Genomic DNA, 20,913 nt, shown 5'->3' with positions numbered 1-20,913 from the left:
GAGCGCGCCCACCGGGACTTTCAGCCTAGGACGGCGCGCCGACGCGACGAAGGCAGTTGGTAGTTTGGTCTAAACCACGAGGTTCAGGAGCCAACCATGTTTGTGGGCATCAGCAACACCCCGCGCGATTACGCCTGGGGCTCGCCGACCGCGATCGCCGATCTGCTCGGCCGTCAGGCATCGGGCGGCCCCGAAGCAGAGCTGTGGCTCGGCGCGCACCACGGCTCCCCGTCGGTGATCGTCGATCCCGCCCGCACCGGCGGCGCCGCGAACCTCGCCGAATGGATCGACCGGGACCCGACGAACGCGCTCGGCGCCGGACTCGCCGCGGAGGCACGGCTGCCCTTCCTGATGAAGATCCTCGCCGCCCACGGCCCGCTCTCGCTCCAGGCGCACCCGTCGCCGGCTCGCGCCGCGGCCGGCTACGCGCTCGAGAACGCCGCGGGCATCCCCGTCGACGCCGCTGGCCGCAACTACCGCGACCAGTTCCACAAGCCGGAGATCATCTTCGCGCTCAGCGAGACCTTCCAGGCGCTCTGCGGGTTCCGAGACCCCCGCCAGATCCGGTCCATCCTCGCCGAGCTGCGCGCCCTCGACGCCACCATGGACGACCCGCAGCCCGCCGCCCTGCTCGGACTGGAGAACCGCCTGATCGGCGACGACGCGATCCGAGACGTCGTCGAGTGGCTGTTGCGCGACGGTCGCGGCGGCGACACCGGCGAGGTGTCCTGGCTGGTCGAACGAGTCGTGGCTCTCGCCGAGCGGGCGGCGTTCCTCATCGAGGGCGGCGCCAGGGTGAGCTTCGCCGCCGAGCTCGACACCGTGCGGGCACTCTCGGCCGCGTACCCGGGCGATCCGGGCATCGTCATCTCCCTGTTGACCAACCTGGTCTCGCTGAAGCGCGGCGAGGTGCTCTTCCTGCCGGCCGGCAACATCCACGCCTACCTCTCCGGTCTGGGCGTCGAGGTGATGGCCGCGTCGGACAACGTGCTGCGCGGGGGGCTCAGCCCCAAGCACATCGACGTCGACGAGCTGCTCGACGTGCTCGACTTCGCGCCGCTGCCGGTGCCGTACCTGGCGCCCGAACTGCAGGCCGACGGGGTTGCCGTCTACAGGCCGAACGTGCCCGACTTCGAGCTGGCGCACATCGAGGTGTCGGCGGATGCGTCCGCCGCCGAATCCGGTCAAGCCGGGGTGCCGATGCGGCAGGTGACCCTCACGGGCCCCGGTATCGCCATCTGCACGGCCGGCCGCTTCCTGGTCGCCGGTGCGGGATCGTCGATCTCGCTGGCCAGGGGCGAGTCCGTCTACATCACGCCGGACGAGGCGACGCTCACGTTCGCCGGCTCCGGCGAGGTCTTCCTGGCCACCACGCCGTAGTCGGGGTCGCCGAACGCGCCGTCCCCTGAGGCCGGCACCGGCCGGCGGCGCCCGAAGGTGCGCCGGTAGGCCGTGGGCGTGGTCTGCAGGCTGCGCACGAAATGGTGCCGCATCACCGCGGCGGCGCCGAACCCGGTCTGCACCGCGATCAGGTCCAGGGTCGCATCGGTCTCCTCGAGCAACTGCTGGGCCAGCATCAGGCGCTGCCGGTTGAGCCAGGCCGTCGGCGTGGTGCCCAGTTCGGCCCTGAACCGGCGCGCGAACGTGCGCGGCGACATCAGTGCCCGCCTGGCGAGCTGATCCACGGTGAGATCCTGGTCCAGGCTCCGCAGCATCCAGTCGGTGATCTCGGCGAATGAGCCGCTCTGCCGTTCGGGAATGGGCGCCTGGATGAACTGGGACTGGCCGCCGTCGCGCTGCGGCGGCACCACCATGCGCCTGGCGATCACATTCGCGGCAGCCACGCCGAGCTCCCGGCGCACCACGTGCAGGGCCGCGTCGATGCCGGCGGCGGTGCCTGCGCCGGTGACCACGTGGTCATCGTCGACGAAGAGCACATCGGGGTCAACGGTGGTGTTCGGGTAGGCCTCGGCGAGGGCATCGGCGTACATCCAGTGGGTGGTGCTGCGCCGGCCGTCCAGGATGCCGGCGGCGGCGAGGATGAACGCGCCGCTGCAGACGCTGAGCACCCAGGCGCCCCGCGCCTCGGCCTCTCGCACGACCCGCAGCACGTCGGGGTGGATCTCGCTGCCGGCCTCATAGGCGGGGATCGCGATCAGGTCGGCGTCCGCCGCGGCGGAGAGGTCATCGTGCACCACGATGTCGAAGCCCAGCTTGGTGCGCAGCGCCCCCGGCACGGCCGTGACCACATGGAAATCGAAGACCGGCCCACCGTGCGCCGACCTGTCGATGCCGAACACCTCGCAGATCACCCCGAACTCGAACGGGGCCATGCCAGGGATGGCGACACAGACGATTTTGCGAAGCATGCGGGTCCTCCGGCAGGGTTGGCAGGAATGTGCGGGTAAACGGCAACTCTGCCACTCGTGGCAGGAAATCACAAGACCTATCTTTAGTGCCATGATCCTGTTTCTGAGTGTGCTGGTGGTCCTGACGATCTGGGCCGTGGTGGCGAGCCTGACGGCGCTTCGTTCCGACGGGTTCGGCCAAGCCGACCTGGCGCGGCGTAACCGGCATCCCGAGCCGTTCCCACGCGGACGATAGTGTGGAGTGAAACGGCGGCACACGGCTGCCCGGAGAGCGCAGGGCACCACATGGCTTGGCTAGTTACCGGAGGGGCCGGCTACATCGGCTCTCACGTCGTCCGCGCGTTCCTGGCCGAGGGCATCGACGTCGTCGTGCTCGACGACCTGTCCAGCGGCCACGCCGACTTCGTTCCGGCCGGGGTTCCGTTCATCGAAGGCACCCTGCTCGACACCGCGCTGCTCACCAAGACCTTCGCCGACCACGAGATCAGCGGCGTCGTGCACGTTGCCGGGTTCAAGTACGCGGGTGTCTCGGTCACCCGTCCGCTGCACACCTACGAGCAGAACGTCACGGCCACCGCCCTGCTGCTCGCCGCCATGGCCGAGGCCGGCGTCGGCCGGATCGTCTTCTCGTCGAGCGCCGCCGTCTACGGCACGCCGTTCACCGACCTGGTCACCGAGGAGACGGCGAAGAGCCCGGAGTCGCCGTACGGCGAGTCGAAGCTGATCGGCGAGTGGCTGCTGCGCGACCAGGCCGTCGCCGCGGGCCTGGCGCACACCTCCCTGCGCTACTTCAACGTCGTCGGTTCCGGCGCCCGCGAGCTTCGCGACACGAGCCCGCACAACCTGTTCCCGATGGTGTTCGAGGCCCTGATCGAGGGACGCACGCCGCGCATCAACGGCAACGACTACAAGACCGCAGACGGCACCTGCGTGCGCGACTACATCCACGTCGCCGACCTGGCCATCTCGCACGTCGCCGCCGCGCGCCGCCTGGACGCCGGGCTCCAGATCGCTCCGGTCTACAACCTCGGCTCCGGTGAGGGCGTGTCGGTCGGCGAGATCATGAGCACAGTCGCCGCCGTGACCGGCATCGACTTCACCCCGGACATCGGTCCGCGCCGCACCGGTGACCCCGACCGCATCGTGGCCTCGGGCGAAATGGCCGCGCGTGACCTGGACTGGAAGATGAGGCACAGCCTAGAGGACATGGTGCGGAGCGCCTGGGAATCCCGGCAGGCATCCGGCGACTGACTTAACGACACGATTCGGGCAGAGTGGGCGAGTCTGAACCCTCTAGCCCGCATTGAGGGTTTACGATCCGTGACTTGACGGAACCGAACTACACCGGTGTAATTAGTTCTAGCGCGAAAACGTGCATGAGCTGATGGGTGGAGGCGATATGACGTTGTCCGAATATCGTTCTGGGGTACCTGAGGACTGGTTCGTCGATCCCGTACGCCTCGGCGTGCCCGGCGTTCGCAAGGAACCGTCCACCGTAGAGGGCGCCGACGACAATCCGCTCGCCTGGCAGACGGACTCGCTGTGCGCGCAGACCGACCCCGAAGCCTTCTTCCCGGAAAAGGGCGGCTCGACCAGGGACGCCAAGAAGATCTGCGGCTCGTGCGAGGTGCGCCCCCAGTGCCTGCAGTACGCTCTCGCCAACGATGAACGCTTCGGAATCTGGGGCGGACTGTCCGAACGCGAGCGTCGCAAACTCCGCAAGCGCGCGGGCTGAGCCAGGTCCACCGATCGCGGTCGACCGCCCGAATCCAGGGCGCGCCTGACCGGTTGAACCATCTTCGCCGTTATCCGACCTAGGCTGTCTTCGATATGCAAGCCAGAGTCACCGCCATCATCGTCGCCCGTAACGGCGCCTCGCACCTCGAGCGAACTCTCGAGGCCCTCCGAGCGCAGACCCGTCAGCCGGACACCGTCATCGCGGTCGACTGCGGGTCGAGTGACACCACCTCGGAGCTGTTGGCGGCGTTCGGCCCCACGCACCTGATTTCAGCGGATGCCGCCCTCTCGTTCGGCGCCGCCATCAACGCGGCCACCCGGGTGATGAGCCCACCGGCCGGTGACCACGAACTGCTCTGGCTCCTCGCGCAGGACAGCGCGCCGGAGCCCGGCGCCCTCGAAAGCCTGGTCGGCGAGTTGGAGATCGCCCAGTCCGTGGCGGTCGCCGGACCCAAGGTCATGGAGTGGGTCGCCGACGAGTACATCCACGATTTCGGTCAGTCGATGACCCCATACGGGGCCACCGTCACCCTGGTCGAGAGCGAACTCGACCAAGAACAGCATGACGGTCTCAGCGACGTCCTGGCCGTCAGCGCCGGCGGCATGCTCGTGCGCCACAGCGTCTGGGAACTGCTCGGTGGTTTCGACCCCGCGCTGCCCATCGTTGATGACTCCCTCGATTTCTGTGTGCGGGTGCGCCTCGCGGGCTACCGCGTCTCCGTGGTCGCCGCGGCCAGGGTCAGCTCGGCCGGAGACGGCGTGGCCGGCCCGGACGGTTCGTCGCGTGGCCGCGCCAGCCGCCGCCGGGTGCGCGCCGAACGCTCGGCCCAACTGCACCGACGACTGGTCTACGCCCCGGCGTGGGCGCTGCCCGTGCACTGGATCTCGCTGATCCCGCTCGCCTTCCTCCGCGCCATCGGCGACCTGCTGCGCAAGGAACCCGGCGCGATCCTGGGCGAATTCTCGGCCGCGTTCGCCGCCGCGTTCCAGGGCGGTCGGGTCAGCGCTGCCCGACGCCGGCTGGCCGCGACCCGCACCCTGGGCTGGACCTCGATAGCCTCCCTCCGGGTGTCCGCCGCCGAAGTGCGCCGACGGCACGCCCTCACGAGGGAGGCGGCCCTGACCGGGGCCAGGGGCGACCGGCCGGAGATCCGCTTCTTCGCCGGCGGCGGTGCCTGGACCCTGCTTACCGCGGCGGTCGTCGGCGTCGCCATCCTGGCGCCGCTGCTCGGCGCCCAATCGCTCACCGGCGGCGGGTTGCTGCCGCTCTCCGCGACGGTCGGCGACCTCTGGGCCAACGTCGGCTACGGCTGGCGCGACATCGGCCTGGGCTTCACCGGGGCCGCCGATCCGTTCGCGGTCGTGCTGGCCGTGCTGGGCACCCTGACCTTCTGGTCGCCCTCGTTCGCCATGGTGCTGCTGTATCTGCTGGCGCTCCCGCTCGCCGCGATCGGCGCCTGGATGGCCGCCACCCGGCTGACCCACCGCGGCTCGATCCGCGCCGTGGCCGCCGTGCTCTGGGCACTCTCACCCACCTTCCTCACCGCGATCGCGGCCGGGCGACCCGCCGCGATCATCGTGCACCTGCTGCTGCCCTGGTTGTTCTTCGCCGGCTTCGCCGCCGCACGGTCCTGGTCGGCATCCGGATCGGCCGCGCTCCTGTTCGCCGCGATCGTGGCCTGCGCTCCGTCCCTCGCGCCCGCACTGCTGCTGGGCTGGCTGCTGTGTGTGCTCGTCAGCGGGCGGAGCGTGATGCGTTTCGTCGGCATCCCCCTGCCGGCTCTCGCCCTGGCGATCCCGCTGCTCTGGAACCAGGCCGTCCGCGGCAACTGGCTCGCGCTGCTGGCCGACCCCGGCGTTCCGATTCCCACGGCGGCCGTGCCGACCTGGCAGTTCATCCTCGGGTTCCCGGCCGGCGACTTCGGCGGCTGGACCCAGCTGCTGCCGGCCTGGGGCGGCGACGCGGCCGTGGCCGACTACCTGGTGCCGCTGCTGCTGATCCCGATCGCGGTGCTGGCCCTGATGGCGCTGCTGCTACCCGGCGCCCGCGGCGCGGCGCTCGCGCTGCTCACCGCCGTGCTCGGACTCGGCACGGCGATCCTCGCCGCGTCCCTGTCGGTAGCCGCCCTGGGCGCGCAAGCCGTGGGCATCTGGCCCGGTGCCGGGCTCAGCCTGTACTGGCTCGGCCTCGTCGGTGCCGTCGTCTTCGCCGCCCGCGGCCTGCACAAGGTGGCCCTCGCGCCGCTCGTGGTCACGGCCGTGGCCATGGCCGTCGTCGCCCTGCCGCTGGCCGCCGCGATCCCACTGGGCACCTCGGTGGTCGAGGAGGGCGCTGGGCGCACCCAGCCCGCCTTCGTGACCGCCGAAGCCGCCGTTGACGACAGGGTCGGCACCCTGCAGATCACGCCCCAACCCGACGGCTCAATCCTCGCCACCATCGTGCGGGGCGCCGGAGTGCGCCTGGACGTCCAGTCCACGCTGAACAGCACGGCAACCAGCCTCAGCACCGAGCAGACCGAGCTGGCCACCCTGGCGGGCAACCTGGCCTCACAGAGCGGGTTGGACGCCTCGGCCGACCTGGCTGAATTCGGCATCCGTTTCGTGTTGCTTCGGCCCGCAGCCACGACGCCAACCGAGTGGGGCGACGACGCCACCCTCAGCCAGGCGGCCTCGGACACGACCACCCGCACCACGACATCGCTCGACGGTAACGCCGCCCTGGCTCCCGTCGGCGACACGGCCTTCGGTCGCCTGTGGCGATCAGAGGCTCCGACGGATGCCGCCGTCAACGGTCAGATCCCCGCAGACGCCGGCGGCGTCTTCGGCCTGGTGACCGGAATCATCGCCGTGCTCGTGATCGGTGCGACGGTCCTGCTGTCGGTGCCGACCGGTGCCGGCCGCGAGGCCGTGCGGCAGGCCCACCGCGACGCGATCCGGCGAGCCTCCAGGCTGAGCAAACCGGTCAAGCCCACCCGCGTGGCCCGCCCCTCGCGACCGGCGCGGCCCAAGCGGGGCAAGCGACCGGCCGGCAGGCGAGCGAAGGGAACGGGGACCGCTGCGGCCGGACCGGCCTCGCCGGCGGGGGAGACCGCTGCCGAACCGGAGCGAACACCCGACCCGACACCGGCAGACGCTGACCGCACTGAGGACACAGACCATGACAACTAAGCGCAGAGTCGCCGTCGTCGGCGCCAGGTACGCCGCCGGGTTGGTCGGAATCGCCGTTGTGACGCTCGCCGTCGGCGGCGCCGCGATCATCCCGTGGCCGTCCGTTGTGCGCGAGGCGCCGTCGACGTTGGTGACACCGATCGCCAGCGATCAGCTGCGTGTCTGCCCGGGCCCGCTCCTCGCCCTCGCCGAAGACTCCACCCAGGCTGATGAGGCCACCTCCGTCGGCCCGTACACGGCCGTGTACGCGGCACGGAGCGCCGGGGCCGACTCGAGTGACCTGCCCGTCGACCGCACCGATCTCGCCGCCGCCGACAACAGCCAAGCGGCCAGGGATGGCGCCCCCGGCCTGCTGAGTGTGCCGGTGGAAGCCGGCTCCACCGCCGCACCCCTGGTCTCTGGCTCCCAATCGCAGACCGCGACCAGTGAAACCCTGGGCGGATTCGCCGCCGCAGCATGCACCGAGGCGTCCAGCGACTCGTGGCTGGTGAGCGGGTCGACGGACGTGGGCCGCACCAGCCTGGTGCTGCTGAGCAACCCCACGACCGTCGTGGCGTCGGTCGACCTCGCCGTCTACGGCGAAGCCGGCCAGGTTGACGCCCCCGGGTCCACCGGCATCCTCGTGCAGCCGGGCAGCCAGCGCATCGTGTCCCTCGCCGGGCTCGCCCCCAACCTGCGCTCACCGGTCGTGCACGTCACTGCCACCGGCGGGCAGGTCGCCGCCAGCCTGCAGCAGAGCCTGATCCGGGGCATCCAGCCCGGCGGGGTCGAGCTCAGCGGGCCCACCACGAGTCCGTCGACCGCGCAGACCATCCCCGGCGTCGTCGTCACTGCCGGCGGCACCGAGGCGTCGGTCGATGTCGGCGCTGTGTCCGAAGACACCCCGTCGGTGCGAGTGCTGGTACCCGGCGACACCGCCGCCACCGTCAGTGTCGGCGTGCAGAGCGAGGACGGCGCCTCCACCGGCACCTCCCTCGAGATCGAGTTGCAGGCCGGCATCGCCACCGAGATCCCGCTGACCGGCGTCGCCGCCGGCAACTACACCGTCAAGCTCAACTCCGATCAGCCACTGGTGGCCGCGGCTGTCACCACGACGACCGGAACCGTTTCCCCCGACTTCGCGTGGGTCGCGGCCGCCGCGCCCCAATCCGGCGAATTCCTGGTCAGCGTCGCCGAGGGCCCCGCACCGGCTCTGCACCTGGCCAACACGTCGGGGTCCGACACCGATCTGACCCTGACTTCGGAGCTCGGTGCGCCCATCGAGGTGAGCATCGCCGCCGGCCAGTCCGCCGTGGTGCCGCTCAGTGCATCCGGACAATACCTGGTCAGCGGCGGAGACGGTATCGCGGCCTCTGTCGGCTACACCGGCGACGGCCAAACCTCCTCGTTCACCCTCAGCCCGATCGGGCCGCTGGCCGCCGCCATCCCGGTCTACTCGCACTGACCCGTTAGCCCGCCCTGACCCAGCGTTGGAGGATCAAGCCGTGACCCAGACCAGCACAACACCGGCCGGCGCACCCGCCGGCAGCCATCTGCTCGTGACCGGCGGTGCCGGATTCATCGGCGGCGCCATCGTTGAGGCCGCCCTCGCCAGGGGCTGGCGGGTGCGGGTGCTCGACTCGCTCCGTCGCGATGTGCACGGCGGCCTGCCCACACTCGATCCCCGGGTTCACTTCGTGGTCGGCGACGTCACCGACCCCGGCGTGGTCGCGCATGCGCTGCGCGGCATCGACGTGGTCTGCCATCAGGCCGCCAAGGTGGGCCTGGGCGTCGACTTCTCCGACGCCCCCGACTATGTGCACAGCAACGAGGTCGGCACCGCTGTGCTGCTGGCCGGCATGGCCGCGGCCGGAATCAGCCGGTTGGTCCTGGCCTCCTCCATGGTGGTCTATGGCGAGGGCAGCTACCGCAGCGCCACGGGTTTCGCCCGACCGGGCCCGCGGCGGGCCGCGGACCTCGACGCCGGCAACTTCGACCCCACCGACGCCCAGACCGGGGAGCCGCTGGAACCGGCTCTCGTCGGCGAAGACGACCCCCTGGACCCCCGCAATGTCTACGCGAGCAGCAAGCTGGGCCAGGAGTACCTCGCAACGAGCTGGAGCCGCAGCACCAACGGCCGGGCGGCCGCGCTGCGCTACCACAACGTCTATGGACCGGGAATGCCGCAGAACACGCCGTACGCCGGCGTCGCCTCCCTGTTCCGGTCGGCCCTGCAACGTGGTGAGGCTCCCACGGTGTTCGAGGACGGCCGTCAGCGCCGGGACTTCGTGCACGTGCGCGACGTCGCGTCGGCCAACCTCGCCGCCATCGACTGGACCGGCCACGCCGCGGCCGGCTGTTTCCGTCCGTTCAACGTCGGCAGCGGCACCGTGCACACCATCGGTGACATGGCCGAGGCCCTCAGCGCGGCAGCCGGTGGCCCGGCCCCCGTCGTGACCGGGGAATACCGGCTTGGCGACGTGCGCCACATCACCGCATCGTCGGAGCGGCTGCGTACCGAACTCGGCTGGACCCCGGCGGTGAGTTTCGACGAGGGGATGCGCGAATTCGCCACGGCCCCGCTGCGGGCGGCCGTGGTCTGAGCTCGGCGGGCGGGCGCCCTCAGGCGCCGACGGGCTCCTGATGAGTGGGTAGCAGCACGTCGAACCGGCATCCGCCCGTGGTGTTCTGCACGGTGACCTCGCCGTGGTGTGCGGCGACGATGCCGTCGACGATCGCCAGGCCCAGGCCGGCCCGACCACGGCCGGCGGCGTCGGTGGACGGTGTGCGCGGTTCGGTGCCGCGCCAGCCCGGCTCGAACACCCTCCCGAGGTCCTGCGGGTCGATGCCGCCGGCGGAATCCTGCACCGAGATGACGGCGCGACCGTCGGCGTGTTCGGTGACCGATACCACGATGGCGCCGCCGGGAGCCGACTGCTGCACGGCGTTCATCACCAGGTTGCCGACCGCACGGGCCAGCTCCCGCGGGTCGGCGAGGATGGTGAGCCCCATGGCGCCCTCGAAGCGCAGGTCGAGTGTCTTCGACCGGGCGACGGGACCGAGGTCGGCCACAGTGTCGCTGATCAGGTCGTAGAGGGCCACCCGCGCGAGGTTCAGCCTGAGCGTGCCCGAGGTGATCCGGGACAGCTCGAAGAGGTCGTCGACCATGCCGTTCAACAGGTCCACCTGGCCGCGGATCTGCCCGTAGTACCGAACGGGATCCTCCACCATGTCGTCCTCCAGGGCCTCGGCCATGGCCCGGATGCCGGCCAGCGGGGTGCGCAGGTCGTGTGAGATCCAGGCGACCAGTTCTCGGCGGGACGATTCGATCTGGCTCTCGCGGTCCCGGGATTCCCGCAGTCGTTCGCCCGTGGCGGCCAGCTGATCGGCCAGCGCGGCGAACTCGGTGTTGCTGTGCCGCTCGGCTGACGCCATCGGCTCGCCCCGGCCCAGGCTCGCCGCCGCGAGGGTGAGGTGGCGGCTGTCGCGCACGATCCACCGGCCGAGGAGGCCGGCCATGAGCAGCGACACGCTGCCCGCGACCCCGGCGACGAAGTAGAACACCGTGAGGTCGTGATCTGAGACGTACATCAGCGACGCGGCCGCGGCCATCCCGCTCACCACCGACACGATGGTGGCCAGGGCCACAACCACAAGTTGCAGCACCAGCGAATAGCCGGCCAGCAGGCGCAGGCTGATCAGGCCGAGCGTGCCGACGATGACGGCGCAGGCGAGCGCGATCACGAGCACGCTGGCGAGCCCGGTGACGGTCATCGCAGGGCTCCGGTCTCGTGGCCGCCGGGCTGGGCCGCGGCAAGCGGCTCGGGGTCGAACCTGTAGCCGACGCCCCACACTGTCTTCAGCAGTCGGGGGTTGGTCGGGTCGCGCTCGATCTTCTCCCGCAGCCGCCGAACGTGCACTGTCACCGTGGACAGGTCGCCGAAGTCCCAGCCCCACACCGACTTGAGCAGCTCCTCCCGGCTCAACGCCCGGTGCGGATGGCCGATCAGGTGCGCCAGCAAGTCGAATTCCCGGGACGTCAGCACGAGAGGCTCACCGTGCATCCGCACCTCGTGCGCCCCCAGGTCCAGCGCAAAGGGGCCGGCCGCAACGGCTTCGCCGTGCGCGGGTTCCGGCACGGTGCGGCGCAGCACCGATTGCACCCTGAGCACCAGCTCTCGGGGCGAGAACGGCTTTGCGAGGTAGTCGTCAGCGCCGGCTTCCAGCCCGTCGATGCGGTCTTCCTCCTGGTTGAGCGCGGTGAGCATGATCACCGGGATCGCCCAGGCGGCCTTGATCCGGCGGCACACCTCGATGCCGTCCAGAACGGGCAGCATCCGGTCGAGCACCACAAGATCGGGCCGTTGCGCCTCGGCTTGGGCAAGGCCGCTGTGGCCGTCCCGGGCCTGGTCGACGACGAAGCCGGCGGCAACCAGATACCGGCAGACGATCTCCGCGACCGTTGGGTCGTCGTCGATGACGAGGATGCGGCGGGGAGCGTCGGGGGGCCCGGTTGTGGGCGTTGGATTCACCTTTGAAGGATAAGCGCTCCGCCGCCGAGTCCGGCAGCGGCGGATCCTTCCCCACTCCGTAACGTTTTCGCCGGAGTGTCGGCGGGTCAGCCAACATAGGGTCGAAGAGTGAGCGAAACCCGGGTCGATGTCGTCATGCCGTGCCTGAACGAGGCGGCCGCACTGCCGTGGCTGCTGGGCCGGCTGCCGGAGGGCTACCGGGCGATCGTGGTCGACAACGGTTCGACGGATGACTCGGCGCGCATCGCGGAAACTGCCGGGGCCACGGTGGTCCATGAGGCGCGGCGCGGGTTCGGTGCGGCCGCTCACGCCGGGTTGTTGCGGGCGACGGCGCCCATCGTGGCGTTCTGCGACGCCGATGCGTCGATGGACCCCCTGGACCTGCCTCTCGTCGTGGACCCGGTTGCCGCCGGCGACGCCGATTTGGTGCTCGGTCGACGTCGGCCGACCACCGCGGGATCGTGGCCGGTGCACGCCCGGATAGCCAATTCCACTCTTTCTTGGCGACTGCGCCGAACAACAGGTGTGAACATTTACGATTTGGGCCCGATGCGGGCCGCGCGCAGGGAAGACCTGCTCTCCCTCGACCTGCAGGACCGGCGCAGCGGCTACCCCCTCGAGGTCTTCCTGAAGGCCGCGGAGCGTGGTTGGCGCATCCGCGAGGTCGACACACCATACGCGCCGCGGGTCGGCCGGAGCAAGGTGACCGGCACCGTGCGTGGCACCCTCACGGCCATCTCCGACATGTCGCGCCTCCTCAAGGAGGCCCGACGATGACCACCCTGATCGTGATCGCCAAGGAATGTCTGCCCGGCAAGGTGAAGACGAGGCTGCATCCCCCGCTCAGCCTCGAACAGGCCGCCGAACTGGCTGCCGCCAGCCTGCACGACACCTTGGCCGCCGTCGCCGGGCTGCCCGCCACCCGGCGGGTGCTCGCATTCGACGGTGTTGTCGCCCCCGCCGCCGCGGCCGGATACGACATCGTGCCCCAGGTGACCGGGGGGCTGGACGAACGCCTCGGCGCGATCTTCGACGGCTGCACCGAACCTGCCGTGCTGATCGGCATGGACACGCCCCAGGTGTCCGCGGCAGTGCTCGCCCCGTTGTTCGAGGCCTGGCCCGACGATGTCGACGCCTGGTTCGGGCCCGCTGCCGACGGCGGCTTCTGGGCACTTGCGCTCCGGCACCCAGATGGCGACCTGCTCAGGGGGGTGCCGATGTCGGAGAGCTTCACCGGCGCACACCAGCTCGCCCGGCTTCGCGCCGCGGGACTTCGGGTGCGGATGCTGCCGACCCTCACGGATGTGGACCACATCGAGGACGCTCTGCAGGTGGCCGCGCTCGCCCCCACCGGCCGGTTCGCGGCCACTCTGGCCGGCTTCGGCGCCGCGCTGAGCGAGGTGCGACGATGACCCTGCTCTCCGGCCGCCCCGACATCGATCAGGCCAGCACCTTCGGTGCCGGTGGCACTGAACCGTATGCTGCCGCCCTGCAGGAGGAGTCCGCGGTGCTGTACCTGCGTCGTGACACCGGGCATCTTCCCGCCTCGGCGGCCATGGACGCCGGTCGGTGGAGCGCCGATGCCGACGCCACCGACCTCGACCTGCTGGCCGGGGCCATCGGTCCCGTGCTCGACATCGGCTGCGGTCCGGGTCGGATGGTGCGCGCGGCCATGGACCTGGGGCTGTCCGCCGCGGGGGTGGATGTGTCGCCGACCGCCGTGCGCATCGCCACAGCGGCCGGTCTCGCGGTATTCAACCGGTCGGTCTTCGCTCCGATGCCGCTCGAGGGCGCATGGGGAACGGCTCTGCTCCTCGACGGCAACATCGGTATCGGCGGTGACGCCGGGGCGCTTCTCGCCCGCTGCGCCGAGCTGCTCGCCGTAGACGGTTCGCTCGTGGTCGAGGTGAGCTCAGACCCCGATCGTGATCACGCCTTCGAGGGCACTCTCGAAGACGCTCAGGGTCGGCGAAGCGACGTGTTCCCTTGGGCGGAGATCGGCATCGTGCCCCTCACCGCTCGAGCCGCCGAAGTCGGGCTGCGGGTGGCTCAGGACTGGGTTCGCGACGGACGCTGGTTCGCGCGCCTGGTGCGCAGGTAGAACCAGGCCGAGACCGCCACGCTGGCCACCGCGAGAGTGAGCCAGAACAGACCCAGGTTCAGTGCGTAGTCCAGCGGGAGGATCGTGGGGTTCTTCGGTTCGAGGCCCTGCGCCACCACCGCTGGCAGCACGATGAGCGTCATCAGCGAGCCCACCACGATCGCCGCCTGCACCGTCACGATGATGCTGCCGGCCACCCGGTGCCCGGCACGACGGGTGAGCACCCCGAGCGCGAACACCAGTGGGGAGATCACCGCGTCGTGCAGCACGATGGCCGCGCCCAGCCACAGCACAACTCCAGGCAGCCGGCGCAGGGCCACGGTGTCGAACATCACATACGCGCCGAGTCCGAGGCCGAGCACGCCGACGGCGACGAGAACGAGTCGCGCCGCGCGCATCCGGCCGGTCGGTCGGGCCATCTCTGGTGTCGTCATCACGCGTCGATCGCCTCGATCCGGCTGAGCCATTTGGTCTGCAGAACACCGGGCCGTCCGGGCGCGATCATGCGGGCCGGGTAGCCGTGCTCGAGGTCGAGGGTCTCGCCGTTCAGCTCGAGGGCCACGAGGGTGAGCGGATCGCGCACGTACTCATTGCCCATCTCGGTCTGCTTGAACCCGCCGCGCTGTTCCAGGCTGATCAGCCTGAGGTCGGCGTCGGGGGAGCCCCCGGCCGCGTCGACGAGGTCACGCAGACGCACTCCCCGCCAGGATGCCATCTGGCTCCATCCCTCGACGCAGGCGATGGGCAGGTCTACGTCGGTCTGGGGGAGGGCGGTCAGCTCGGCCCTGGTGAACGAGAGTTCGGTGCCACCGACCGCCACCGTGAGCACCCAGGCCGGCGACAGGGCCGCCGTGGCCACCTTGGCCTGGGCTGAGGTGCGGTTGACCGGCACCCCCTGCTGGCCGACGCCCTTCTTGCGCGGACCGAAGATGTTGACGGCATCCAGCGGCGCGAAGGTCTGCCCCGCGGTCAGCCCCACGACGGCCGCGACGGCGAGTGTCACCGTGGCGAGGAACCCGCGTCGGCTGGTGCGGGCCGGCACAGCCGGGGTTGCGTCGATGTAGGAGAGCACCCGGCCGGTCAGGCCGCGGGTGCGAGGCAGCCCCTCGCCGGCGGCTTCGGCGGGCACGGCCGCCGGGTCGACCGTTCTGGCGTCGGCGACGGTGTCAATGGGGTGTCGTTCCTCCGGCCCGGCGGACGGCGTGGCTCGCCAGTGCGCAGCGATGAGCGGGAGCTTCACCCCGATGTGCACCAGCAGCGAGCCGATGATGACGAAGGCCAGCGCGAAGTGCACCTGCTTGAACGGAAACGGGAACGGGTACCACTGGTACGTGTTGAGCAGGCCGATCGTGATTTCGACCAGTGCGGCACCGACGAAGAGCGCGATCGACGCCCGCTCGAGGAGATTGGCGAAGGATCTGACCGGCGGGTACTGGAACAGCTGCGGAAACACCACGTAGAGCTTCGCCAGCAACAGCGGAAAGCAGGCGATCCCGGCCACGATGTGGGTGCCCTGGGTGACCTGGTAGAGCCCGGCCGGCCGGGTGGGGAACGTCATCCACGGCAACGGCTGCTGCAGGAAATGGCTGTACAGGCCGGTGCCGAAGCAGAGCAGGAAAGCGATGCCGAGCAGACGGCCGATCACGGTGGCCATTCGCGGGTTCCGCACCGGAGAGGCGAGCTGGGCCCTGGCCTCGTACATCAATCGGCGCATAGTCCATTCCACCACCGCGTCCCCGTCCGGGGGGCCCGCAATCATTACGGTTCCGTGACGGGCCGCACACCGGGTGGGCCTTCCTCCATCGTTCCGGGAGGATGGCAGGGTGCGTATTGCCGTCGTGTCGATCCTCCTGTTCGTCAGTGCCGCCCTGACCGCGGCACTTGTGGCGGCGTTCGACCTGTTCCGGCCGCACCGCGACACCGTGCCGCTCCTGGTGGGTACCGTCGTCCTCTGGCTGCTCTTCGCCGTCGCCCTGGTCGCCCTGCGCCGGGTCAGCGGCCGCGCCGTCGTGGTTCTGGTGCTCGCCGGCTCGGTCGTGCTCGGCGGCGCGGCGATGGCCGGCCCACCGAACACGAGCACAGACTCGGCCCGCTACGCCTGGGACGGCATCGTGCAGAATGCCGGCATCTCGCCGTACGCCTACGTGCCCGCCGACGAACGGCTCGATGAGTTGCGGCCGGACTGGCTGTTCCCGGCACCCGTCGCCGGCGAGGCCGGCGCGGACTGCGTGGGTGAGCGGATCGAGACGGTTGACCGCGATGCCGGCCCGCCGCTGTGCTCGGCGCTGAACCGCACCACCGTGCCCACCATCTATCCGCCTGCCGCCGAAATCTACTTTGCCGCCGTTCGGGCCGTGGTCGGGGCGGAGGCCGGCTACTGGCCACTGCAGTTCACCGGCCTGCTGCTGAGCGTCGGCGTCACCGGGATGCTGCTGGTCGGTATGCGCCGTCGCGGAATCGACCAACGGCATGCCGCCATCTGGGCCTGGTGCCCGCTGGTGGCGACCGAGGGCGTCACCAACTCGCACATCGACCTGCTCGGGGTGGCGTTCATGCTCGCCGCGGTCTTCTGGGTCAGCAGCGCGAAATATGTCCGCGGCGGCATACTGCTCGGAGTGGCCATCGGGGTCAAGTTGATCCCGGCGATCGCCGCGCCCGCCATGCTCGCCAGGCAGGGCTGGAAGGTCATCGCCGCGGCGGTCGTGACCTTCGCACTGCTCTATGTGCCCTATGTCCTCGCCACCGGCATCGGCGTGCTCGGCTACCTGCCCGGTTACCTCACCGAGGAGGGCTACGAGGACGGATCCAGGTTTGCCTTGGTCTCCCTGATCGCGCCGGGCGGCGCAGCCATCGTCGTGGCGGCGATCCTGCTGGCCGGCCTGGCCGTGGTCACGATCTGGAAAACCGACCCGGAGCGGCCGTGGCTCGGTCAGCTCGTGATGATCGGCGGAACCCTGCTGGTGCTGAGCCCGAGGTACCCCTGGTACGCCCTGCTGCTCCTGCCGTTCATCGCACTCAGCGGCCGGTGGGAATGGCTGGCGATCCCGCTCGCGTTGACCCTGCGCCTGCTGGTGCCCTCGCTCTTGGTCAGCAGGGTCTCCCTCGCCGTCGCCCTGGTTCTGATCGTGGTCGTGTCAGTGCGCCGGGCGGGGCCTGGCGCGCTCGGCCGGTGGCGCGGCGCGTTCACTCGCATCAGCGGCCCGCGAACAAATGATCAGCGCACGTAGCGCAGGATGTTCACTCCGGTCAGGCCCCATTCGTCGTCGAGGCTGTAACCGAGGGCGGCGAGTTTGTCGGTGACGCTCGGGCGCCAGTCCTGTTTGTCGCTGGTCACCAACCACACGGTGTCGACCCCGCCGAACCGGTCGGTCACGGCATCCAGCGGATACCTGGTCTCCCAGAGCTGCCCGGTCTGGGCGGCCGGGGTTTCCAGTTTCACGTCGATCAGACCGTCGAATGCTTCGGGGTACGAATAGGCGATCACCCGGGTGGTCGCGGCCGGATGCTGGCGCACCGGTCCGTAGATGATGGCTGCGGATTCCGTCGGCTGGGCTGCCCGCTCGCGGGCGATGAGGTCGGCGACCTCGCTCCACGACGAGTTCTGCTTGGCCTCCGGCTGTCGTTGGGCCACGAACTGGGGTGCGGCCAGGGCCACGAGCGCCACGAGCGCCACGACGATCAGCCAGCGGCGCCGCAGTGCGTTCAGGGCCACCCCCATCAGGATGGCCACGGCGGGCGCGCTGAATGTGAGATAGCGGGGGGAGTAGAGCGGCGTTGCAAAAGCGGACGCCACAACGACCCCGAGCGTGGGCACCACAAGCCACGGCAGGGCGATCGCCAGCAATGACGGGTTACGCGCCCGGCCCAGAGGCACGGGGAGGCCCGTGGCCCGGGTCCGGCGGGCAGCGAGCACCAGGGTGACGATGCCGGCGATCACCAGCGCCCACGCCGCGACGGCGAAGGGCCGGTTCAGGTAGAACCACTGGGTGACGACGACGCCGTTCCAGGTGCCCCAGCTGATCGGGGCGATCCAACTCACCTGGCCGGACTGGGCCACCACGCCGAGGGCGAAGGGAACCAGCAGTGCGGCAGCGGCAACCGACGAAAGCAGCCAGCCGACGAACGAGGCTCGAACTGCCCGATCGCGTCGACGGCCGGTCAACGTCGTCCAGAGGGCGGTGAGTCCGTGGGCGCCGACCAGGAAGGCCAGGTAGATGAATGTGAGCGCGGAGGCCACGGCGACCACGCAGTAGAGCGCCCACCACAGCACGCGGACGCGCCGGGGTGCCGGCCCGTTGCGCCAGGCCGTGAGGAAGATCAGGGTCAGCGCCACGGCGAGAGCCGCGGTGAGTGCGTATGACCGGCCTTCGGTGCCCATCCAGGTCACCCGGGGCAACAGGCAGAAGGCGATACCAGCGAGAACGGCGGTGCCGCGGCCGGCCTTGGAGCGAACCAGGATGACCGTGAGCGCGGCCGCGACCCCGACGAAGACGGCGCTCGGTAACCTCAACGAGAACGGCGAGTAGCCCACAAGATCGAGCCAGAGATGCATCCCGGCGTAGTACAGCCCGTGCACGGCATCGATGCTCAGAAGCATCCGGCCGAGTTCGGGCCAGCTCCGCATGGTGGCAGACACGGTTGCCGCCTCGTCGAACCAGACCGACGGCTGCCACGACCAGGCCAGTGCCAACACGGTGCCGAAGAGTCCGACCAGCAGTGCGTCCAGCCCCGGCCGGCGCACCGGGATGCGGCGGGCGACCGGTGCCGGAGCGCGGCGTTGTGTTGTGGTGGGGGTGGTCATGGTCGAGCGTTCTCCCATTCGTACCCAGTCGTGTCGGCCGGTGGTCGCAGCGACCCCGTGTCGAGGGTAGGCGACCTTCCCGGGAATCTACCCGGAGGGGACATCGTCGGTAACCCCTTACTCCTGTCGGCGCAACGAAAAACGGCCGAGCAATGCTCGGCCGTTTTCGTGGGTGCTGCGGGTGTTACTTGGTGTTGACGGTGATGGTGGCGATGCCGACGAGGAGCTGGTCGGCGACGGCGTCGGTGTTGAAGGTGGTGTTCAGGAGGGCGGCGGCGTCGGCGGAGATGTGCACGGTGGTGCCGGTGAGGATGGCGTTGTCGCCGTCCATCTTGAGGGGTTCGAGGGTTCCGCCGTAGAGGTCGAAGAGCTTGACCTGGGTGGCGGCGGATTCGCCGTTGGCGGTGACGTCGCCGAAGAGTTCGCTGGTGCCGGGGTCGATGGTGAAGTTGGTCAGTTCGACGACGGTGTCGCCGGCGGTGAGGGAGAAGCCGGATCCTTCGTGTTCGATGTTGCCCTGGACGTAGGGGCGGTAGTCCTCGGCGGGGTCGTAGTAGTCCACGTTGCCGCCGGTGATCGGGAAGTGCAGGCTGCCTTCTTCGAGGGTGGCGGTGCCGACGGTGCCGGGGGTCAGGCCGAGGCTGGTGAGGGCGGCGGCGAAGTCGGCGTCCAGGAGCACGGCGGTGTCGACGCCGGTGAGGCTGGGGATCGAGGCGACGGGGGTGGGGGTGGCCTCGGCGGAGGAGCTGGAGGAGCTGGACGACGACGTCGAGGTCTCGGCGGCGGGCGTGGAGCAGGCGGCGAGGCCGGCGACGAGCAGGCCGGCGGTAGTGAGTCCGAGTGCGGTCTTGGTGAAGGTGCGCATGATGTGATCCTTTGCTGTGGGGGAGTCCTGCGGGGTGGTGCTTGGTATGCAGGTGGTTCGGCCCCATCCGGAAAAAGGTTTGGTCGATCTCAAAACTCGTCCGCTGGCGCGTCCGCGGGGTCGGCTCGTGGGGTCTCGAGAGGCTCGCTGGTCGACCTTGTCGAGACCGGTGACGTGCGTGGGTGCCGCGCGCGGCCCTAGAAGCGGCGGAAGCGATCGGGAGCGAGGTCCCAGGGATCCTTGCCGAGCAACTCGGCGACACCACGGAACACGCAACTCTCAATGACCATGCGCTGGTGGAACTCGTCGTCGCGGTGCAACCTGCTCAGCCGTTGGATGGGCAACCGGTAGAAAACAATGCGGCGTTCGCGGGTATCCACGGCATAGCGTTCGACACCGACGCCAGGGATGACGTTCATCGGACCCGGCGCCACCTCGAAGCTGACGTTGGCGAGTTCGGCGGGCCACACCATCCGCAGGTAGTCGACGGTCGACGCGATGGTCATGTCGAAGGTGTCGATCCGGGTGCGCAGCGGGGGCAGAAAGGGCCCGGTGGCAGAACTGCGGATGCCGCGGCCATGACGATCCCGGCCTCGGCCGCGAGAAGCCGATGTCTGCACTGTTGCGCGGCGTGAACGAGGCATGCCCCCAGTCTACTTCCGGGGCATCGGCGGTATCCTGAATCACCATGTCAGCCAGACCGTGCTCACGAATCTCCTGCGGCGACCATGCCGTTGCCACCCTGACGTTCTCCTACGCCGATTCCATGGCGGTTCTCGGACCGCTCTCCGGCACCCATGAGCCGCACACCTATGACCTGTGCGACCGGCACGCGCGCCTCACCACGCCGCCGCAGGGATGGCAGCTGATTCGGCATCGCCTCACCTCCATCGATGATGCCGACAGAAGCACGTCGACGTCCTCCTGAATACCCTTCGGCACCGGGTGCCGGCGCCGCCCCGGCCCGACACGCCCGGGTGTTTGCAGCAATTTGCGGCGTCCCCGGAATCCCCGTAATGTCATCTCTCGTCACCCCACAGGTTCAGAAAGCCGCAGCGCTTCTGGCCTCAAGCGGGACCAACTCCCAGCCGAATCAACACCTCGCATCTTTGATGCGTGGGCAAGATTCCGGCAGGGAATCAGCTCTCCACCCGATCCTTCTTTCGATCGGCTGCAGCGTTGTGAGGCACAAGTTTGCCCGCAACACGCCGCCTGCTCGATTTGACACGGACTCGAGCGGAGGCTAAGTTAGACAAGTTGCCCCGGAGCGACAGCCAATCACATGGCCTGAAGTCGGGTGCGTCCGATCCTTGAGAACTCAACAGCGTGCACAATGTCAAATGCCAAAAACCTCGTGGTTT

The 20,913-nt window shown here is 69.8% G+C and carries 20 protein-coding genes; 12 read left to right on the top strand and 8 right to left on the bottom strand.

The genetic code is table 11. From position 1 onward, the window contains the following. Positions 1-96 precede the first annotated feature (96 nt). The gene (gene manA / locus ACEN2M_RS13585; protein WP_441648669.1) at positions 97-1,380 is read left to right on the top strand and encodes a mannose-6-phosphate isomerase, class I; all 1,284 of its coding nucleotides are present in this window, start codon (positions 97-99) and stop codon (positions 1,378-1,380) included. Here the strand turns inward: manA and ACEN2M_RS13580 are convergent. Continuing rightward, on the bottom strand, positions 1,308-2,369 hold the full coding sequence (locus tag ACEN2M_RS13580; RefSeq protein ID WP_441648668.1) for a GlxA family transcriptional regulator: 1,062 nt from the start codon (positions 2,367-2,369) through the stop codon (positions 1,308-1,310). The two genes, manA and ACEN2M_RS13580, sit on opposite strands and share 73 nt — an antisense overlap. Positions 2,370-2,460: 91 nt before the next feature. On the opposite strand from ACEN2M_RS13580, the gene ACEN2M_RS13575 reads away from it, so the two are divergent. The 6 genes from ACEN2M_RS13575 (at position 2,461) to ACEN2M_RS13550 (ending at position 9,856) form a co-directional block, all read left to right on the top strand. Then, a complete protein-coding gene (locus ACEN2M_RS13575; RefSeq protein WP_441648667.1) occupies positions 2,461-2,604 on the top strand; it encodes a hypothetical protein in 144 nt (47 codons plus the stop codon). Positions 2,605-2,654: 50 nt separating this feature from the next. Beyond that, the gene (gene galE, locus ACEN2M_RS13570; RefSeq protein WP_441648666.1) at positions 2,655-3,620 is read left to right on the top strand and encodes a UDP-glucose 4-epimerase GalE; all 966 of its coding nucleotides are present in this window, start codon (positions 2,655-2,657) and stop codon (positions 3,618-3,620) included. A 148-nt stretch (positions 3,621-3,768) separates the two neighbouring features. Continuing rightward, positions 3,769-4,104 carry a WhiB family transcriptional regulator gene (locus tag ACEN2M_RS13565; RefSeq protein WP_441648665.1) on the top strand — a complete coding sequence of 112 codons (336 nt, stop codon included), beginning with the start codon at positions 3,769-3,771 and terminating at the stop codon, positions 4,102-4,104. A gap of 95 nt (positions 4,105-4,199) precedes the next feature. Next, on the top strand, positions 4,200-7,274 hold the full coding sequence (locus ACEN2M_RS13560) for a glycosyltransferase (RefSeq protein ID WP_441648664.1): 3,075 nt from the start codon (positions 4,200-4,202) through the stop codon (positions 7,272-7,274). Beyond that, the gene (locus ACEN2M_RS13555) at positions 7,264-8,718 is read left to right on the top strand and encodes a DUF5719 family protein (RefSeq protein ID WP_441648663.1); all 1,455 of its coding nucleotides are present in this window, start codon (positions 7,264-7,266) and stop codon (positions 8,716-8,718) included. The genes ACEN2M_RS13560 and ACEN2M_RS13555 overlap by 11 nt, the downstream gene beginning before the upstream one ends. A gap of 40 nt (positions 8,719-8,758) precedes the next feature. Continuing rightward, positions 8,759-9,856 carry an NAD-dependent epimerase/dehydratase family protein gene (locus tag ACEN2M_RS13550; RefSeq protein WP_441648662.1) on the top strand — a complete coding sequence of 366 codons (1,098 nt, stop codon included), beginning with the start codon at positions 8,759-8,761 and terminating at the stop codon, positions 9,854-9,856. 19 nt (positions 9,857-9,875) lie between these two features. On the opposite strand, the gene ACEN2M_RS13545 is transcribed toward ACEN2M_RS13550, so the two are convergent. Together ACEN2M_RS13545 and ACEN2M_RS13540 are read right to left on the bottom strand one after the other, a co-directional pair. Further along, positions 9,876-11,027 (bottom strand): sensor histidine kinase, encoded by a 1,152-nt coding sequence (locus ACEN2M_RS13545; RefSeq protein ID WP_441648661.1) that lies wholly within the window; start codon positions 11,025-11,027, stop codon positions 9,876-9,878. Beyond that, positions 11,024-11,785: a response regulator transcription factor gene (locus ACEN2M_RS13540; protein ID WP_441648660.1), complete on the bottom strand. Its 762-nt coding sequence runs from the start codon at positions 11,783-11,785 to the stop codon at positions 11,024-11,026. The genes ACEN2M_RS13545 and ACEN2M_RS13540 overlap by 4 nt, the downstream gene beginning before the upstream one ends. Before the next feature lie 135 nt (positions 11,786-11,920). Here ACEN2M_RS13540 and ACEN2M_RS13535 point away from each other — a divergent pair, with 135 nt between their 5' ends. From ACEN2M_RS13535 to ACEN2M_RS13525, 3 genes are read left to right on the top strand one after another with little or no spacing between them, the layout of a single operon-like run. Then, on the top strand, positions 11,921-12,562 hold the full coding sequence (locus ACEN2M_RS13535) for a glycosyltransferase family 2 protein (RefSeq protein WP_441648728.1): 642 nt from the start codon (positions 11,921-11,923) through the stop codon (positions 12,560-12,562). Continuing rightward, positions 12,559-13,197: a TIGR04282 family arsenosugar biosynthesis glycosyltransferase gene (locus ACEN2M_RS13530; RefSeq protein WP_441648659.1), complete on the top strand. Its 639-nt coding sequence runs from the start codon at positions 12,559-12,561 to the stop codon at positions 13,195-13,197. Before ACEN2M_RS13535 ends, ACEN2M_RS13530 begins: the two co-directional genes overlap by 4 nt. After that, entirely contained in the window at positions 13,194-13,886 is a 693-nt protein-coding gene (locus ACEN2M_RS13525; protein WP_441648658.1) for a class I SAM-dependent methyltransferase, read from the top strand. Before ACEN2M_RS13530 ends, ACEN2M_RS13525 begins: the two co-directional genes overlap by 4 nt. On the opposite strand, the gene ACEN2M_RS13520 is transcribed toward ACEN2M_RS13525, so the two are convergent. Both ACEN2M_RS13520 and ACEN2M_RS13515 read right to left on the bottom strand, forming a co-directional pair. After that, complete coding sequence (locus ACEN2M_RS13520) at positions 13,835-14,320, bottom strand: hypothetical protein (protein ID WP_441648657.1); 486 nt, start codon at positions 14,318-14,320, stop codon at positions 13,835-13,837. The two genes, ACEN2M_RS13525 and ACEN2M_RS13520, sit on opposite strands and share 52 nt — an antisense overlap. Then, complete coding sequence (locus tag ACEN2M_RS13515) at positions 14,320-15,600, bottom strand: molybdopterin-dependent oxidoreductase (RefSeq protein WP_441648656.1); 1,281 nt, start codon at positions 15,598-15,600, stop codon at positions 14,320-14,322. The genes ACEN2M_RS13520 and ACEN2M_RS13515 overlap by 1 nt, the downstream gene beginning before the upstream one ends. Positions 15,601-15,709: 109 nt before the next feature. On the opposite strand from ACEN2M_RS13515, the gene ACEN2M_RS13510 reads away from it, so the two are divergent. Next, positions 15,710-17,113: a glycosyltransferase 87 family protein gene (locus ACEN2M_RS13510; protein WP_441648655.1), complete on the top strand. Its 1,404-nt coding sequence runs from the start codon at positions 15,710-15,712 to the stop codon at positions 17,111-17,113. Here the strand turns inward: ACEN2M_RS13510 and ACEN2M_RS13505 are convergent. The 3 genes from ACEN2M_RS13505 to ACEN2M_RS13495 form a co-directional block, all read right to left on the bottom strand. Next, positions 17,101-18,687: a glycosyltransferase family 39 protein gene (locus ACEN2M_RS13505; RefSeq protein WP_441648654.1), complete on the bottom strand. Its 1,587-nt coding sequence runs from the start codon at positions 18,685-18,687 to the stop codon at positions 17,101-17,103. The genes ACEN2M_RS13510 and ACEN2M_RS13505 overlap by 13 nt on opposite strands. A gap of 184 nt (positions 18,688-18,871) precedes the next feature. Next, complete coding sequence (locus ACEN2M_RS13500) at positions 18,872-19,552, bottom strand: hypothetical protein (RefSeq protein WP_441648653.1); 681 nt, start codon at positions 19,550-19,552, stop codon at positions 18,872-18,874. 197 nt (positions 19,553-19,749) lie between these two features. Further along, on the bottom strand, positions 19,750-20,196 hold the full coding sequence (locus ACEN2M_RS13495; protein WP_441648652.1) for a metallopeptidase family protein: 447 nt from the start codon (positions 20,194-20,196) through the stop codon (positions 19,750-19,752). 44 nt (positions 20,197-20,240) lie between these two features. Here ACEN2M_RS13495 and ACEN2M_RS13490 point away from each other — a divergent pair, with 44 nt between their 5' ends. Continuing rightward, positions 20,241-20,480: a DUF3499 family protein gene (locus ACEN2M_RS13490; RefSeq protein ID WP_441648651.1), complete on the top strand. Its 240-nt coding sequence runs from the start codon at positions 20,241-20,243 to the stop codon at positions 20,478-20,480. Positions 20,481-20,913 lie beyond the last annotated feature (433 nt).

This window comes from Cryobacterium sp. W22_MBD10_FK3 (genome assembly GCF_052113745.1).
In the GTDB taxonomy this organism is placed as follows: domain Bacteria; phylum Actinomycetota; class Actinomycetes; order Actinomycetales; family Microbacteriaceae; genus Cryobacterium.
Note: the sequence above shows the minus strand (reverse complement) of the source record. Positions and strands in the feature narration are given on the sequence as shown.